Origin of the sequence: Parasutterella secunda, assembly GCF_023336895.1 — a bacterium.
Lineage (GTDB): Bacteria > Pseudomonadota > Gammaproteobacteria > Burkholderiales > Burkholderiaceae_F > Aphodousia > Aphodousia faecalis.
Window position 1 is genome coordinate 208441 of record NZ_JAMBLT010000002.1, and the last position, 16894, is coordinate 225334.

General features: G+C 39.9%; 15 protein-coding genes. 11 read left to right on the plus strand and 4 right to left on the minus strand.

The window, feature by feature from the left end:
* The first annotated feature begins 73 nt into the window (after window positions 1-73).
* Genes M3080_RS03670 through M3080_RS03700 form a run of 7 tightly spaced genes read left to right on the plus strand, consistent with a single transcriptional unit; the run spans window position 74 to window position 7074 of the window.
* Window positions 74-1012: a glycosyltransferase family 9 protein gene (locus M3080_RS03670; protein ID WP_022473736.1), complete on the plus strand. Its 939-nt coding sequence runs from the start codon at window positions 74-76 to the stop codon at window positions 1010-1012.
* A 48-nt stretch (window positions 1013-1060) separates the two neighbouring features.
* Entirely contained in the window at window positions 1061-2248 is a 1188-nt protein-coding gene (locus tag M3080_RS03675; RefSeq protein ID WP_249091942.1) for an O-antigen ligase family protein, read from the plus strand.
* Window positions 2241-3239: a glycosyltransferase family 2 protein gene (locus tag M3080_RS03680; protein ID WP_249091943.1), complete on the plus strand. Its 999-nt coding sequence runs from the start codon at window positions 2241-2243 to the stop codon at window positions 3237-3239. Before M3080_RS03675 ends, M3080_RS03680 begins: the two co-directional genes overlap by 8 nt.
* A 19-nt stretch (window positions 3240-3258) precedes the next feature.
* Window positions 3259-4368 (plus strand): glycosyltransferase family 4 protein, encoded by a 1110-nt coding sequence (locus M3080_RS03685; protein WP_249091944.1) that lies wholly within the window; start codon window positions 3259-3261, stop codon window positions 4366-4368.
* Between the two features lie 2 nt (window positions 4369-4370).
* Entirely contained in the window at window positions 4371-5168 is a 798-nt protein-coding gene (rfaP, locus tag M3080_RS03690; protein ID WP_249091945.1) for a lipopolysaccharide core heptose(I) kinase RfaP, read from the plus strand.
* A 2-nt stretch (window positions 5169-5170) separates the two neighbouring features.
* Window positions 5171-5740 carry a YrbL family protein gene (locus tag M3080_RS03695; RefSeq protein ID WP_249091946.1) on the plus strand — a complete coding sequence of 190 codons (570 nt, stop codon included), beginning with the start codon at window positions 5171-5173 and terminating at the stop codon, window positions 5738-5740.
* 29 nt (window positions 5741-5769) lie between these two features.
* A complete protein-coding gene (locus tag M3080_RS03700) occupies window positions 5770-7074 on the plus strand; it encodes a hypothetical protein (protein WP_249091947.1) in 1305 nt (434 codons plus the stop codon).
* Here M3080_RS03700 and yrbL (M3080_RS03705) read toward each other — a convergent pair whose 3' ends face one another.
* The 4 genes from yrbL (M3080_RS03705) to M3080_RS03720 all read right to left on the minus strand — a co-directional run bounded on the left by yrbL (M3080_RS03705) (window position 7075) and on the right by M3080_RS03720 (window position 12783).
* Window positions 7075-7662, minus strand: coding sequence for a PhoP regulatory network protein YrbL (yrbL, locus tag M3080_RS03705; RefSeq protein ID WP_249091948.1), 588 nt, complete (start codon window positions 7660-7662; stop codon window positions 7075-7077).
* Between the two features lie 118 nt (window positions 7663-7780).
* Entirely contained in the window at window positions 7781-8380 is a 600-nt protein-coding gene (gene yrbL / locus M3080_RS03710; protein ID WP_249091949.1) for a PhoP regulatory network protein YrbL, read from the minus strand.
* Window positions 8381-8398: 18 nt separating this feature from the next.
* The gene (gene dnaE / locus M3080_RS03715) at window positions 8399-11872 is read right to left on the minus strand and encodes a DNA polymerase III subunit alpha (RefSeq protein WP_249091950.1); all 3474 of its coding nucleotides are present in this window, start codon (window positions 11870-11872) and stop codon (window positions 8399-8401) included.
* 17 nt (window positions 11873-11889) lie between these two features.
* Window positions 11890-12783, minus strand: coding sequence for a GT-D fold domain-containing glycosyltransferase (locus M3080_RS03720; protein ID WP_022473746.1), 894 nt, complete (start codon window positions 12781-12783; stop codon window positions 11890-11892).
* 94 nt (window positions 12784-12877) lie between these two features.
* On the opposite strand from M3080_RS03720, the gene M3080_RS03725 reads away from it, so the two are divergent.
* Genes M3080_RS03725 through rfbD form a run of 4 tightly spaced genes read left to right on the plus strand, consistent with a single transcriptional unit; the run spans window position 12878 to window position 16889 of the window.
* Window positions 12878-14353 carry a glycosyltransferase family protein gene (locus M3080_RS03725; protein ID WP_249091951.1) on the plus strand — a complete coding sequence of 492 codons (1476 nt, stop codon included), beginning with the start codon at window positions 12878-12880 and terminating at the stop codon, window positions 14351-14353.
* A gap of 4 nt (window positions 14354-14357) precedes the next feature.
* Complete coding sequence (gene rfbC, locus M3080_RS03730) at window positions 14358-14906, plus strand: dTDP-4-dehydrorhamnose 3,5-epimerase (RefSeq protein ID WP_249091952.1); 549 nt, start codon at window positions 14358-14360, stop codon at window positions 14904-14906.
* 14 nt (window positions 14907-14920) lie between these two features.
* A complete protein-coding gene (gene rfbB, locus M3080_RS03735) occupies window positions 14921-15982 on the plus strand; it encodes a dTDP-glucose 4,6-dehydratase (protein WP_249091953.1) in 1062 nt (353 codons plus the stop codon).
* Between the two features lie 7 nt (window positions 15983-15989).
* A complete protein-coding gene (gene rfbD / locus M3080_RS03740; protein ID WP_249091954.1) occupies window positions 15990-16889 on the plus strand; it encodes a dTDP-4-dehydrorhamnose reductase in 900 nt (299 codons plus the stop codon).
* The last annotated feature ends 5 nt before the right edge of the window (window positions 16890-16894 follow it).

The window sequence follows — 16894 nt, forward strand, 5'->3', positions numbered from 1 at the left end:
TTTTAGGAGTTTAACTCGAGTAAAATGTGACATTATTTTCTTTTCTGTATCAGCTTTTTAAAACGAGACTGTTATGAATCCGATTGTTGTTTGCCGCTTACCGAACCATGTCGGCGACTGCTGTATGACCCTTCCCTCATTGCGTTTATTAGAAGCCAGTGGCTTTACCCCCTATTTGGTCGGCAAACGCTTTGCCGAAGACTTGATGTTGGGAATGGGATGGCGCTTTGACCCGATCGAAGGTCATGTAAGCGAAGACTTGCAAAGACTTCATTACCTCTCGGAACAATTAAACAAGCCTTTGGGACTACTGTTCCCGAATTCTTTTGGCTCTGCCCTTCAATTCCGCTTAGCCGGCATCAGAGCCGCGGGTTTCCCCACTGACGGTCGATTCCTACTTTTGGATCAAAAAGTGCCGGAACCTGAAAAAAATATCCACGAAGTGGAGCGCTTCTTTGCCGCAACGCTTGGTGCAATTAAAGCTTGGGGGAAGGAACCCGCGTGGACTGAACCCACAAAAGACCTTGGTCTCAAATTGATAACTCGCCACACCGCGGGTGCCAAGAACCTCATTGAAAAATTCCATATTCCCGAAAAGTTTGCTTTGATCGCCCCGATTGCCCGAGGCGTTCATCACGGGAAAATTAAGCATTGGACGCACATTAATTGCGTTGTTAAGCCCTTACGTGAACTGGGAATTGAACCGATCGTTTTACCTTCGCCTGACGAAGCTGCGGACGCTAAGGTGGCATGTCCTGATGCCACGCACTTGCCGCCCACCAACTTGGGAACCTATGCTGCTTTATGTAAGGAAGCTCAATTGGTTATCGCTAATGATTCCGGTATTAGCCACGTTGCTGCTGCCGTTGGTGCTCGACAAATTACTTTAATTGGCGTTACTGATCCGAAGCGTACTGGTCCGTGGAATCCCAATGCCGTTGTGTTGGGTAAAGAAAACTGTTGGCCTACAGAAGATGAGGTCATTACCAAAATTAAAGAACTAGTTCATTAAAAATGAATTTTCACCTTAACTCTTAACCTGACTGAAACGAAAATTACTATGCCAGGCTATATGCTTAACGATACCCAACGGATTAAATCCTTTCTTCCCTGGGTAGTTTTTTTTGTCACTATATCTAGTGCTTGTTTGTTATTTTTATTAGGTATTCATTTTGCAAAGTATTTGATTTTTGCTTTTTCAATTCTCAGCATTGTATTGATTTTCGACAAAGAAACTTTCAAAGAGTCTATCAAACAAATTTCAATATTTTTGACTCCCTGGTTATTTTGGTTACTCAGTTTACTTGTACTTAGTGCGATTCACGGGGCTGATGGATACTCATATGGATACAATGCCTTGCTAATAATGGTATTGGTGTTTCTATCCCTACAGTCAATTTCTCTTTCGAGGAATTTACTTATTAGAGTGATCGCTTTATTCCTATTTTTTATGTCTATCGCAATTATTATTCATGTTTTAACGATAGGCTTCATCGATAATGGTGTTTACTCTGTTAATAAGAACAAAGTCGCAGGGGTTGTCACTTTTTTATCTATTTGTTGTTTTAGTAGCTTGATCTTTGAGAAAGATATTTTTGCCTTTAAAGAACAAATTTTTATCGCTTTAAGTGTCCTAACCTCTTTATTGTGTATTGTTCTTTTGGAAGCTAGAACAGCATTATTAGCTTATTTTGCTTTAGTCTTAGTCGTTTGTTTAGGGAAAAAATTTAAAGTCGCCTTGGTAGTGTTGATAATTAGCTGCATTATGGTGGCACTTTTTTCTGCTACAGGCAGAATTCAACAGGGTATTTCTGATTTGCAAAACTTCCAAGATGGAAATAATCGTACATCTTGGGGCATTCGCTTGGAATTATGGAAATTTGCTCTAATCGGTTTCTGCGACTCCCCTGTATACGGATGGGGAAGTAAAGCGTTTGATGCCCTTGTAGACAATGGATATGTCTTTGGAGTGCAGGATTACTTCAGGACTCATTTTCACAGCGATTTTTTCCAAACACTTGTAGGTGGAGGATTAATCGGTGTTATAGGATGGATCAGCACCCTTATCTTACTAGTAAGGCAATCTTGGAAAGATTTTACAAAATTAGCTCTACTAGCCAGCATTTTAGCCATGGGACTAACCGATAGGTATTGGTCTCATTGGATTACGTTTTACCCTTTTGTTTCTCTTTGGGTTTTACTCTATCTGTCAGGGGATAGTGAAGAGAATAGGATAAAAAATGTCTGAAAAAATTAGTGTAATCATTCCGGTTTTTAACGTTGAGAACTATATCCGTGAATCTTTGGATAGTTTATTAAACCAAACTTACAGTAACTGGGAAGCCATAGTGGTCGATGATGGCTCTACAGATTCTTCTCCAAAAATTTTGTCTGAGTACGCTAATCAAGATCAGCGAATAGTCGTTATACGTCAGGAAAATTCCGGTGTTTCAAGCGCTAGGAATACAGCTTTAAGGAAATTAACCGGAGATTATGTTCTCTTTTTGGATCCAGATGATTTTATTCATCCACAATTAATAGAGATCGCCTTATCGAACCTAAAAAAACACAACACTCCATTAATCGTTTTCGGAGCCCAGAAGTTTTATCGTAATACGAAAGTTGCACAATCGAAAGTTGAACTAGATCAAAGTGCCTTCCGTGACATTGGGAAAATCGATTTCTTTTCTTTAATGTTTAATGAACAGCATCATTCAAAATATTGCAAAGGGGGGTATGTTTACACAAAGTTATATAAGAAAGAACTGCTAACTGATTGTTTTTTTGATGATAAACTTTCTTACTACGAAGATGAAGTGTATAGCAATCAGATTTACAACAAATTAGATTCAAATTTCAGAACTGTATATTTAGATTATCCCCTTTACTTTTACCGCCAAAGAGCCTCTAGCGCAATAAGAGCTAATCGAATAAGAAGACTTTTTGCACAATATTCTTGCCGCAAAAGCATTCTGAGACAACATAACCCAAATACTGAAGAGTATCGTACTATCGATCACGCTCGTTTAGTTTGTTTAATCAAATTAATGCAAATATCCTTGTTATCTGGCTACAGTGGTGCTTTTTCTCTATTCAGGAAAATTCTATTATCCAGAAAAGATATTCCATTACGTACTTTGCTACCATATTTAACAGGCCCAGTGTTCGCGACATTTTATTCGAAACGCCGATTAAAAAAGGCCTCAGAAAAAAATAAAAACTTGAAGTATTGGGCTTAAGATAAAAGGGAATGTTATTGTGAAAATTGCTTTTTGTTTATATAAATATTTTCCTTTTGGAGGACTACAACGAGACTTTTTCCGTGTAGCTAAAGAAATTGTCCTCCGAGGACACACAGTTCGAGTTTATGTCAGGGAGTGGGTTGGCGAAAAACCTACCGATTTTGAAATTATTGAAGTTCCCACTCATTCAATTAGCAATCACGGTAAAAATTCTGAGTACTTCAATTGGGTAAGTAATCACTTAAATAGTAATCCTGTAGATAGGGTCGTTGGTTTTAATCGGATGCCGGGTTTGGACGTGTATTTCACCGGTGACGTATGTTACGCAGAAAAAACAAAAAATAAGAATTTCTTATACAAGCTAACCTCCCGTTATCGTCATTTCATCAGTTTTGAACAGGCTGTTTTTAACAAAGGACTTGCGACCAAGATTTTAGTTCTTACGGAAAACCGTAAATCAGAAATCCAAAAACACTACCACACGGAAGATGATCGCTTTTATTTATTGCCTCCAGGTATTGATATTGATCGAAAATACGATAGGCAACCTCAAGATTGTCGAGAAAAATTCCGCGAAGAATTTGCTTTAAAGAATGAACAAAAACTTTTATTGCAAGTCTGTTCAAATTACGAGCTAAAAGGAGTTGATCGAAGTATTAAAGCCTTAGCCTCTCTTCCCACAACTACGAGAGAAAACACCTTCCTTTTCGTTGTTGGCGAAGATAATCCAGAAAAAATGTCGGCTTTGGCACAAAATTTAAATATCTCAAATCATGTGCGTTTTTTCCGGGGAAGAAATGACATCAGCCGTTTCATGCTTGGAGCAGACCTCATGCTGCACCCCGCGCGACAAGAAGCTGCAGGTATAGTTATTCTCGAGTCCATCGTATCCTGCTTACCCATTATCGTCAGTGGTAATTGTGGTTATTCGTCATATGTGAATACGGCTGGTGCCGGAGTTGTTTTAGCAGAACCTTTTGATCAAAATAGCTACAATCAAACTATTGAAACAGTGCTTGAAAATAGCTCACTACGACAAACATGGCATGCAAATGCTAAACGCTTCGCCGATACACACGATCTTTACGGTTTAGCCAAACGCGCTGCCGATATTATTTTGCAATAACTATGTTCATTCTAAAACCGCCCTTTCTTGAAGCTTGGAAAGGAAAAGATCCTTTTGAAGAGGTCGAAAAAATTTCAGGAGATATCTCCCGCAGAGTAAAAACCAGAAGAACTCTGCGTTTTGACTTCGCAGGTAAGAGTTACTACCTTAAATTACACCATGGAACAACTTATGGCGAAGTTTTAAAAAACCTCTTGACTGCTCGTCTCCCTGTCCTTGGAGCAGATCGTGAATGGAGAGCCATACACGAATTATCGGCAATTGGTGTAGATACCATGAAGGGAGTCGCGTTTGGTCAAAAGGGATGGAATCCTGTTAAAAGAACATCTTTCATTATTACGGAAGATTTAGCCCCTACAATTAGTTTGGAAGATTATTGTAAAAACTGGATTAATGAGCCTCCTCCCTATTCAATAAAGAGAATGCTGATTACCAGAGTGGCAGAGATGGTTAGGAAAATGCACTCTATCGGCATTAATCATCGTGACTGCTATATATGCCATTTTCTCCTGCATTTACCGTTTAACGGAAACAGTGATGAATTGAAAATTTCGATTATTGATCTCCATCGGGCTCAATTTAGGAAGGCAGTTCCAATTCGCTGGAGGAACAAAGATTTAATTGGTCTTTACTATTCTTGCATGGGTATTGGATTAAGCAACAGAGATTACTTACGGTTTCTCAAAATATATTTTCAAAAACCCTTAAAAAGTATTTTTAAAGAAGAGGCCAGTCTTATCTCGCAAGCTCGAACACGAGCTGAAAAAATTAAAGAGCGCTCCACTAGAAAAGGGTTGTAAACATGTCTGATGTCTTGTTTGGGAAAGTTATCGGTAGAGGTATGGAACGGATATGTTATGCCAACCCTAATAATCCTAAAACTTGCTTTAAAGTGAGCCGATTAGGGCATGATGTTCAAAGCAGAAGAGAGATTCATTATTTTAATTTTCTGAAAAAAAGAAACATTTCTGCCGATTTCTTACCTACCTATTATGGCTTCAAAAAAACAAATGAATTCTTGATTATTGAACAAGAACTTTTTGTCTCTGATGACTCAACGCGTGCGATGCTATTAGGAGATTATGTAAAACAAGCTTCTGAGGCAGAAATTGCTCAACTTGAGCTAAAACTAAAAGAAATCAAAAACGAAATGATTCAAAAAAACATCATCATTTCGGATATTCGTCCTGCCAATATGATGGTTTTGGAAAAATCTAATGAGGGTCTTAAAAGAATTGTTTTTTTAGACGGTTTCGGATCCCCGGAATTTATCCCTTTACCAATCTACTGCCCTTATTTTGGAAAAAAGAAGATTGAAAGACAGTGGAAAAAATTTTGTCGTTATTACTACAATGAAAAACAACACGGTTAGTTTCATTGTCGTTCAGTATATTTTTCATCATGTTTAAGAAAACAAGAAAAAAACTAAAGCTCCTGTCTTATCAGCACCCACAAGCCACACAGCAAGTGGAGAATTACCTTCGTAGTTATGCATTTGGGGCTTCATTTTTCAGAACTATCTGCAACGTCCTTTTTTCTCTTCAGGCTAAAAATCGCTTGCCTTTGAATCAAAATCATGAGGAATATGTTCAAAGGATGCTCAACCTTCATCAGCGACATATTGTCATTATGGGGCATGAGCACGTGGCTATCGTTATACGTTTAATCCAGGAAAAGTTAAAACTTGTCGGTATCAGTTCAGAAGTCATTGATAAGCCGCCAGAAGGTGGCTTCAGTGATGCTGTCCACATTGTCCTTTGCCCTCAAGCATTCCGAGCTTTGCCAAGGAACTATATTGCTTTTCAAATGGAACAGCTGGCTATTTCTGATCGTTATCGCAATAAAAGATACTTGGATATTTTATGCAATGCATTAGCCGTGTTTGATTATTCTTTAATGAATATTGAGTATATGATCAAACACGGTGTTCCCAAAGAACGCATTTTTTACTTACCTATTTTTTCTAAGGTTCGTAACGATTTCAATCAAAATCTTGTCTATGACGTATTGTTCTATGGCGATATCCATAGCGAGAGAAGACAAAACTTATTAAATAAGCTTAAAAAAGACTTTAATTTGAAAATCGCCTTTAAAGTTTGGGGAGAACAAAAAATTGAAGAATTAAAAAAAGCGAAGGTAATTGTCAATCTACATTTTTATGAGGACGCATTACTAGAGTCCACACGACTGTTTGAATGCTTAGAAATGGGAAAGGTCGTTGTTTCCGAAGAATCTTTGGATCAAGTGACATACCAACATTTAAATGGGATTGTTGAATTTTTCCCGGCTGGAAACTATCCAGAATTAAAACAACTATTAAATAACCTACTCAATAACGATAAGCTGGAACAACAGATCAAAAATATCAAACAGGGTCTTGATAGACAACTTGATTGGTTCACCCTATATTTTTGCCGAGCGTTATTAGCGCTCGATATCATTTCTTTCGACTCATTCTATGAAGTCATCGGCAAACAAATTAAGCTTTCCGATAAAGTTACTGTCAGAACTATCGAATATGAAGCTATCAATCCAGATAACTCCTTACTGGCAAATAATGGAACTGTCTTGGAAGCTCTTAGACATTACTTGCCAGAAAAGGCGCGTGACTACACTTATGATCTCATACGAAGAAACGCAGAGCTTTTGAATAATCCAACGCCACATTTGGCGTTTACTGAACAAACGAAGCGTTCCTGGATGTAGTTACTTTAAATTAGCCAAATATTTTTCCATATAACGGTCAAAGCGTTGAAATAAACGCTTTTGTTTCTGATGGCAAAACCAAGGCCAATAGAGAACCAACGGAACACGTTGAGCGAAACCAATGTTGTCACAAACAACCGGAAAAATTTCTGTTTGGCTTACTCGGTGACAGAGTATGTTGTGAGGCTTCAGCGCCATAGTCACGATGAGGTTATCCCATAGATACTTTTTGAGTTTCTCAATCAGAAGCGATAACTCTTGGTCGCTTAACTCACCGTTTTTATAATAGTCCCCTAAAGTCTTTGAACTCTGACCATCGAAGTCCATGATGCGGTCATACACGTAACCGTTACCTAAGTTTGTTTGCACAACACCATAAAATCTAGATATGCCACGCCAATCTTTCAAGTACGTGTTTAGGTGTCTGTAATAAGATAATTCTCTTTTTATTTCTTTTAATGCAATATCTGAAGGGTTATAAATAATTTTGATACATTTCTGAGGATCATCGGGATGAATATAACAAGCCCTGTGTGCTCCAACACCAATCACTGAAATATCGGAATGATCTTTTGATAGTTGAATCATTTTAAAAATCCTAACGTCTTAATGAATCTTTGAGTGAAATCGAGACTTTTCAACAAAAGTAACGATTTCCTAATTGTAATAATTTTCTCTACTTTAACTCAAATTAAATATTGGAACGTTAATTCTTATATTCTCTTAATTGTTTTAATAACGGTAACTGCATAAATCTACTAAATAATCGCTTTTGTTTTTGATGACAAAGCCAAGGGCAATAATACTCAACGGGCAAAAAAGAGGCACTACCAATATTGTCACATACAACAGGGATAATTTCCGATTCACTAATTCGATGACAGAGTACGTTATAGGGTTTGATAGACATAGTAACAATGCGGTTATCCCATAGATAACGCCGAAGTCTATCAATGAGCCTCGAAAGTTCTTCGTGCAATTGATTTAAATTATTCTGGTTATAACGTTGTTCAATACTTTGTGAGGGTCTTCCATCAAAGTCAACGATACGGTCGTATACAAAGCCTCTCCCAAGGCTTGTTTCAACTTCACCGTAAAATCTCGGTAATCCACCCCAGTCCTTTAGGTAACTTTCAAGATGTTTGTAATAGGCAAGCTCGCGCTTAATTTCCTGGAAAGCGTGTTCTCCGGGATTGTGAACAACTTTAATACACTTACCGGCATCTTCCGGATGGATGTAGCAGGCTCTATGTCTGCCAACACCGACAACCAATGGATTCGAATGATCTTTGGGTAATTCAATCATTTTTAAGCTCTTTTTTAACTAAGCGTCACCTTTGGAGGCGAGATGATAGTCAAGTCCCGGAATTTCTTCCAACTCGTCTAGCAAAGTTTGGTTTAGATAAACTTCCCAGTCTTTTGAAAAAACAAAAGAAGCCTCTTTTCCATGATCCATTACTTTGACGGAAACTCTGCAACCCGCATCATCTACATCGGGTCGATGATCCTCTAAAAATGTCTTTAAGAGATCAAAGTCAAAATTAGGATCCTTTAATTCGATTTGTAAAACCGTACTGTTTTTGGCTCGAAGCGTTGCCGGTACCTCAACAGAACGCGCCGTGATACTGACCCCTGTTGCTGAGAATTTATCCTCCCTAGCATTACCTCGCACAAACACCAACTCATCGCTTTTAACAATATTTCGATAAATCATCCAATCATCACCAAAGCAGGTCACAGAAATCGTCGATGTTCCATCATCCAGAACAAAACTACCCATTAAACGACCTTCTTTGTTAAAGCTCTGCTTAATGTTGGAAGCAATGCCAGCCACTTGCACAGAAGGTGACCGACGATTAGCACTTCGTTGAGCAGGTTTGACATTGATGATTGGTGTCGGGTGCAATTGGGCAGCCTCTTCTTGAACAGCCCCATAGAAATGCCCACGGAAAACACATCCCATCACATCGCGCTCTCCAATCAGCTCTTTGTACGCGCTCCAGGGTTTTGCATCAATGTATTCAGGTTGCACTTCATCCATCACATCGGCAAATAAACTTTCCTGTCCGGCGTTGGATGATTCACTTTCACTTAATGCGATCGCGTTATCAATATTGGCCGCAAGCTTTGCACGATTAGGCTCTAAACTGTCAAATACGCCGGCCTGAACAAAGGACAACAGTGTTCGTTTAGAGAAATTCGTCCGATCAACGCGGCTCACTAAGTCAAAAAGGTCTTTATAGGGGCCGTTTTGCTCACGCTCCCTAACAATTGCCTCTGCCGCATCTTTGGGAATGCCCTTAATGCCGCCTAAGCCGTAACGAATTTCATGCATTGAAGTCGGCACAAATTCCCATTCACTCTTATTGATGTCGGGCGGCAATACAGAGATATCGTTTAAGAAGCAGTCATCGATAAGGTGCTTTAACTTTTCACCCGAATCCATCACCAAGCACATATTGGCTGCCATAAAGGGAGCAGGATAATGTACTTTCAGGTAAGCCGTTTGGTAAGCAACGTAAGAGTAAGCACAGGCGTGGGATTTATTAAAACCGTATCCAGCAAACTTTTCCATCAAATCAAAGAGGTCGCCCGCTTTATCCTCGGCCATTCCGCGCTCAACTGCACCTTTTACGAACACCGCGCGTTGACGCTTCATTTCATCGACTTGCTTTTTACCCATGGCACGACGCAAAAGGTCTGCGCCGCCCAGTGAGTAGCCACCGATTATCTGCGCCACACGCATCACCTGTTCCTGATACACCATGATGCCGTAGGTTTCTTTCAAAACAGGCTCTAAGCGCGGATCCGGATAATGAACTTCTTTTTCACCGTGCTTACAAGCGATATATTCAGGAATAAGATCCATCGGCCCTGGACGATAAAGGGCATTTAAAGCAATCAAATCTTCTAGGCAATCGGGCCTTGCATCACGCAAAAGCTTTCTCATGCCGTCACTTTCAAATTGAAACACGGCACTTGTATTGCCCACTTGGAAAAGGTGATAAGTTTCCGGATCGTCAATCGGGATCGCTTCCAAACGCAACGTTGTATTAGGATCCAACTGACGGATAAAGCGCATGGCAAATTCCAAAATCGTCAGCGTTGTTAATCCCAAAAAGTCGAACTTCACCAACCCAACGTTTTCAACGTCTTTTTTGTCAAATTGACTGATCACGTTATCCGGGTTTTCATCCTGCGAATACAACGGACAGAAATCGGTTAGTTTACCCGGTGCAATCAGCACGCCCCCTGCGTGCATACCTAAGTTACGCACCAAGCCTTCTAAAGGGAGCGCCTTATCAACAAGCTGCGCAACAGATTCATCTTTTTCTATCAGGTCTTTTAAATCCGGTACCGTCTTGATGGCTTCTGCCAACGTCACGTTTTTTCCCGGTTGAGCCGGAATAAGGCGCGAGACCTTGTCACAAAGGCTGTAGCTGATACCCAACACCCGGCCGACATCACGAATCACGCCCTTTGCACCCATCGTGCCAAACGTGGCAATTTGGCTCACGGCATCTTCACCGTAGCGGGATTTAACGTAATTAATCGTGCGTTGACGGTTATACTGACAGAAGTCCACGTCAAAGTCAGGCATGGACACACGTTCCGGATTTAAGAAACGTTCAAAGAGCAAGTCGTACCGCAACGGATCCATGTCGGTAATTCGCAAAGAATAAGCCACCAGCGAACCGGCACCCGATCCACGCCCCGGACCTACAGCCACCCCATTTTGTTTAGACCAGTTAATGAAGTCCTGCACAATAAGGAAGTAGCCTGGGAACCCCATTTTCTTGATGATTCCCAATTCAAACTGCAAGCGTTCTTCGTAACGGGGACGTTCTTTTTCCCGCTTTTCCTTATCAGGGTACAAAAACTCCAAACGTTGCTCCAACCCCTCATGAGAAAGCTGATCGATGTAGTCATCCAAACTCATGCCATCCGGCGTTGGGAAAAGCGGCAATTGCGGTTTACTTAAAACTCCTTCTAAGTTACAACGCTTGGCTATTTCTACAGTATTGGCTATAGCGGAAGGTACATCAGCAAAAAGACTGATCATCTCTTCCGGGCTCTTTAAGTACTGCTCCTTGGAGTAGAGTTTTGGACGAGATTTATCGGCTAGAACATCGCCTCTGGCAATACAAACACGAATATCATGGGCATCAAAATCTTCAGGCTCCAAAAATTGGATAGGATGCGTAGCCACGACCGGAATGTCGCACTCGTCAGCAATACTTAAGTGATAGCGAACAACAGCCTCATCAGAAGGACGCCCTGCTCTTTGCAATTCCAGAAAAAACCGATCTCCCCAAAGAGACTTCATTTTCTTTGCTAAAACAATAGCCTCAGCTTTCTTTCCAGACAAACACAGTTGAGCAATTTGTCCTTCCGGGCCGCCAGAGAGAAAAATCAGACCTTCATGATGCTTAAAAAGCCACTCTAGTTTTGTTTCTCCATGCCCCATGTACTGATTTTTTAGCCATGCATGGGTAAGGATTTCGCAGAGATTTTTGTAACCTTCATGATTTTGACAAAGGACTGCCATCCTGAACGGCTTATCTCGATCTGTCTCATTTTGGATAACCAAATCGCAACCCATCAGCGCTTTCACACCTGCCTTGCGCGCATGGGTATAAAAAATAAGGCCACCAAAGATATTATTTAAATCAGTTAAGCCTAAGGCGCCTACGCCCTGTTCTTTTACTTTTTTAATGGCTGAATCGAGTCTCACCGTACTATCAGTAACGGAATACTCAGAGTGCATACGGAGATGGACAAATTGAGGCTGTGTCAATTTAAAACTCTTAAAAATTATTCAATTCTTTCCATGATCTCGACATTGTACTGAGACAAATTTATTTCATCTCTTACTTCCCTACCCTTCTTTAGTTCATTAACATACTTACCTGGTATAGGAATTTTTTTGGTAGCACCGCGTAAAAACCACTCATATTCAATATCAAGATGGCCTACATCTAAAGCCTGATACCCTTTTCTACTTAAATCTAGGATCAAAGGTTTCGCTGCGGGCCCTAACGCAACCAAAATCAACGCATCTTTGGGTATTTTGTTTGACGCTTGAAGAATAAGATCATATTTTTCAAAGGCATTCTTTGCAGGGGCTTCAATTCTTCTAATTGTTTTAGCTCCGCTCAATAAATCATTCCCAACACCGAATCTTGTTTTTTCTCCTTCGACAATGACAATATCTCTTGCGAAAAAAATCTTTTTAAAGTCGTTGAAAATTTGACCAGCGATAGACTTTTCATGTTGATCAATATAAGGGCGCGTCATTTGCGTGTTCCCATACTCATAGTCCTGACGTAAGTTCTGCCTTAGATACGGAAAAAACTTACAGATGATGGCTATCCAGTGATAACGCGCGCGTTTCGTATACGCTGTCATTTTTTCTATGTCGAAAGGCTCTGGTACACATAACAAAACATTTTGGTCTGTATTTGTCAGAACTTCCAACAATGCCTTTCTCAGGTGAACAGACATTTTTTGATATCCTGGCCCCCCAACTCCTTTGAGAATACCGAACTCACCATCACCCAATCTGACACAGGAACAATTTGTTTTTCTTATTTTTTCAAGCGTTTCAATAGAACTTAACACTTTAATTTTTGGGAAGAAATTTTTGATAATCGGCCATACAAGGTAAACCCAAAAATAAATTTTTTTAAACTTGTGTAGAAACCCCATAAATACCTCAATGTTATAAATCAATTCATTAGCTAAAATCCATATCTGTAAAAATTAGTAAAGTCTGATTTTATTTAATCAGTAGGGAACAGAAATGAATAGTTTTTCTTTGAGATACATAAGAAAGAATTTGCATTCTCGAGCTCTCATCAGTTCATCAACATTTGAAAATTTGTCTAATTATATTTTTAGCCGAAAGTATAGTGCTGAGCTAATCAGGCTCATGATAAACGTTTTTTTTAAAACAGGAAAAGCCCAGACAACAAACAATTTTTACGTTCAGAGATTTACTATTCTTTGTCCCAAGTACCTCCAGTTCCTTGGCAAACTTATTCAAAATCATTTATCTGAGCTGGGAATTCTCTCGAATATCATTGGCAGTGAGCCCAAAACTGGCTTTTCAAATAACCAAGTCTATATTGTTCTTTTTCCTCAGCATTTTAAAGTGTTACCTCCATATTACCTTGTCTTTCAACTGGAACAACTGGCAATCAGTGACCGTTTTAGAAGAGAGTCTTATCTATCACTATTAAAAAATGCCATTGCTGTTATGGAATACTCACAAAAAAATTTTGAGTATCTTCAATCTTATGGAATAAAGAATTGCTTCTACGTTCCGATTTTTTCAAAAGTACACCATTTGCCTAATCAAGAACCACTTCATGATGTTTTGTTTTACGGTTCTACAAGTAGTGAACACCGACAAGAGTTTCTGAACAAATTAAAAAAGGACTTCAACATCCACATTGCTAAAAGTATTTCTGGAGAACAAACAATTGAGGCTATTCACAACTCTAAAGTTATTGTTAATTTGCACAATTACGACAACGCCTTGTTGGAGTCTACTCGCATTTTTGAATGTTTGTCTGCTGGAGCTGTCATCGTTTCTGAGGACGGGAATGATCAAAATGAATACGATTATTTATCGGACTTCGTGGATTTTGTGAAATCCAACAATTACGACCAACTAAGGTCAAAGATTTCTGAAAGGTTGAGCAATGACAACTACAAAACTCAAAGAATCTTTATCCGGGACCAACTAGAAAAACAATTTGATCGTTTTGGGTTCGGTTTCTCAAGAATGCTTCTCGCATTGGGATATATTTCGTTTGATACTTTCTGTAAAACATGGATAACCAAATGCCTGCCCCCTCCCAAAGAAGGTTATGTATCGATACGAAATGAGAAACAAATTAACTTTACTGAAAACTTTACCTTCTGCACATTGCGTCACCACTCAAAGTGGATAGAAAACGAGTTGAATACAAAATTTCTTTGTCTACTAGCAAAACAAAATGATTTACCTTATCTAACAGTGGATTTTGACGGAAAGTGCTCAAAAGAGTATTTGAAGCAGCTATCCAAATACTTTCTTAGCCAACATATTGATCATCCTATTCTATGCTCTGGCATAGCTTTTATACCAAATATAGCATACACGCAAATTATCTCTTGGAATGAACTCCCTCGGATTGTAAATAGCGATAAATACAGTTTGTGGGATAATTTCGAAAAGGTTGATCAGGGTACAATCGAAAAGATTACATATAGCCCTTGTTTAAAGGATTAGTTTTATGGCAATTTCAATCTCTGAGACAAAATTAAACGAGATAAAAATTATTGAACCGAAAGTCTTTGGTGATGCTCGAGGTTTTTTCATGGAGTCTTGGAATAAAAGAGATTTCTCTCGAATAACGGATATCATCTTTGTTCAAGACAATCAATCAAGAAGCAAAAAAGGAGTGGTGAGAGGACTTCATTTTCAGCTTCCTCCCCATGCACAAGCAAAACTCGTTCGTTGTGTCGTTGGTAGCATTTTCGACGTCGCTGTTGACATTCGACGCTCCTCTCCAACATTTGGTCAATGGGTTGGAGTTGAACTAAGCGCAGAAAATAAAAAACAACTTTGGATACCCGAGGGCTTTGCCCATGGTTTTGTAGCCCTGACGGATTATGCAGAAGTTTTCTACAAAACCAACGAGTACTGGCATAAAGAGTCTGAAGGTTCTATTCGTTGGGACGATCCGACGCTCAATATCCAATGGCCATTAGATGTTAATCCTTGCCTTTCTGAAAAAGATGCAGCCGCTCCTTTCTTTAAGGATGCTATTCTTTTCGATTAATTGGGGACACTAAGATGATTCTTGTTACCGGTGGAGCTGGATTTATTGGTTCTAACTTTGTATTAGATTGGCTCAAAGAAAGCAATGAACCTGTTGTTAATTTAGATGCCTTGACTTACGCTGGCAACCTCGAAAATCTTCAATCCTTAACAGATGATCCCCGTCATATCTTTGTGAAAGGCAATATCTGTGATAAGGAATTGGTTTCGTCATTGCTTACGAAATATAAACCTCGTGCAATCGTTCACTTTGCAGCTGAAAGCCACGTGGATCGCTCAATCTGTGGCCCCGATCTTTTCTTTGAAACGAATGTGATGGGGACGCTAAACCTTTTAGAATGTGCCAAGGCCTATTACGATCAAGAGCTTTCTGAAAATGAGCGCTCAGCTTTCAGATTTTTACATGTTAGTACGGACGAAGTTTATGGAAGCCTTACATTTGACGAGCCGGCCTTTACTGAAGAGACTCCCTATCGTCCAAATTCTCCCTACTCTGCGTCTAAAGCTTCCAGTGATCATGCGGTACGCGCCTGGTTTCATACCTACGGCTTTCCGGTTTTAACTACCAATTGTTCCAATAATTACGGACCATACCAATTCCCGGAAAAGTTAATCCCCTTAGTTATTTCAAATGCCTTAGCTCGTAAACCGCTGCCGATCTACGGAGATGGTCTTAATATTAGAGACTGGCTATACGTTGGCGACCATTGTTCCGCTATTCGCTGTGTACTTGAAAATGGAAAGATAGGCGAAACCTATAATGTAGGTGGCCATAACGAAAGAAACAACATCACGATCGTTAAGACCATTTGCGCTATTTTGGATGAAATGAGACCGCATCGGGATGGTTCTTACGCAAACTTGATCACTTATGTGAAAGACCGCCCGGGGCATGACAGACGTTATGCAATTGACTCAACCAAACTTCAAACACAGTTGGGTTGGAAACCTAAAGAGTGTTTTGAGACAGGCATTCACAAAACGGTGCAGTGGTACTTGGATCATCAAGACTGGGTCAAAAATGTCCAAAGCGGTGCATATCGCGAGTGGACAGCTAAACAATACGGTAACTGGTAGAGATACGATGGCAAGATTTCTCATCTTAGGAAAAAACGGACAAGTAGGTTGGGAATTGCAAAGAGCACTCGCTCTTCACGGTGAGGTTCTCTGCCTTGGACGCCATGATGAGGGAGGAGATCTGTCATGCCCAGAGAAAGTAGCCATCGCTATATCAAACTTCTCTCCCGATGCTGTTTTCAATGCAGCTGCTTATACGGCTGTCGACAAAGCTGAAACGGACAACGAAGAAGCGTACTTAATTAATGCCCAAGCACTCCAACCTGTGGCGTGTGCTTGTAAAAAAGTCGGTGCTCTGTTGATTCATTACAGTACTGATTACGTATTTGATGGATCGGGGCTAACTCCTCGAACAGAAGATGCGATACCATCTCCAGTTAATGTTTACGGAGCCTCTAAACTGGCAGGAGAAAAGGTTATTCGGGATTCCGGTTGCTCTTCTCTAATTTTTCGGACAAGTTGGGTGTACGGGGTTCACGGGAAAAATTTCATAAAGACCATTTTAAGATTAGGTCAAACAAAAGAATCACTCAATGTTGTTAATGATCAGGTTGGAACGCCAACCTCAGCTGAATTCATTGCTGACGTTTCCACAGCTTTGGCCATGCGAGTTTTAAGTGGAGAAAAATCACTATTGGGAACCTATCATTTAGTCCCCAATGGAGAAACGAATTGGTGCGATTTTGCCAAATGGATTATTTCTAACGCTAGAGCACTTAATTATCCACTGACTCTGTCAGTGCAAAATATTAAAGGTATTCCTAGCGAAGAATACCCGACACCTGCTAAAAGACCGCTTAACTCTCGTTTAGATAACAATAAACTGAAGGGGCTTTTCCCAAAACAAAGTATTCATTCATGGGATACTTATGCTAAACGAGTGTTGACAGAACTAGCGGGAGTTTAAAGGAG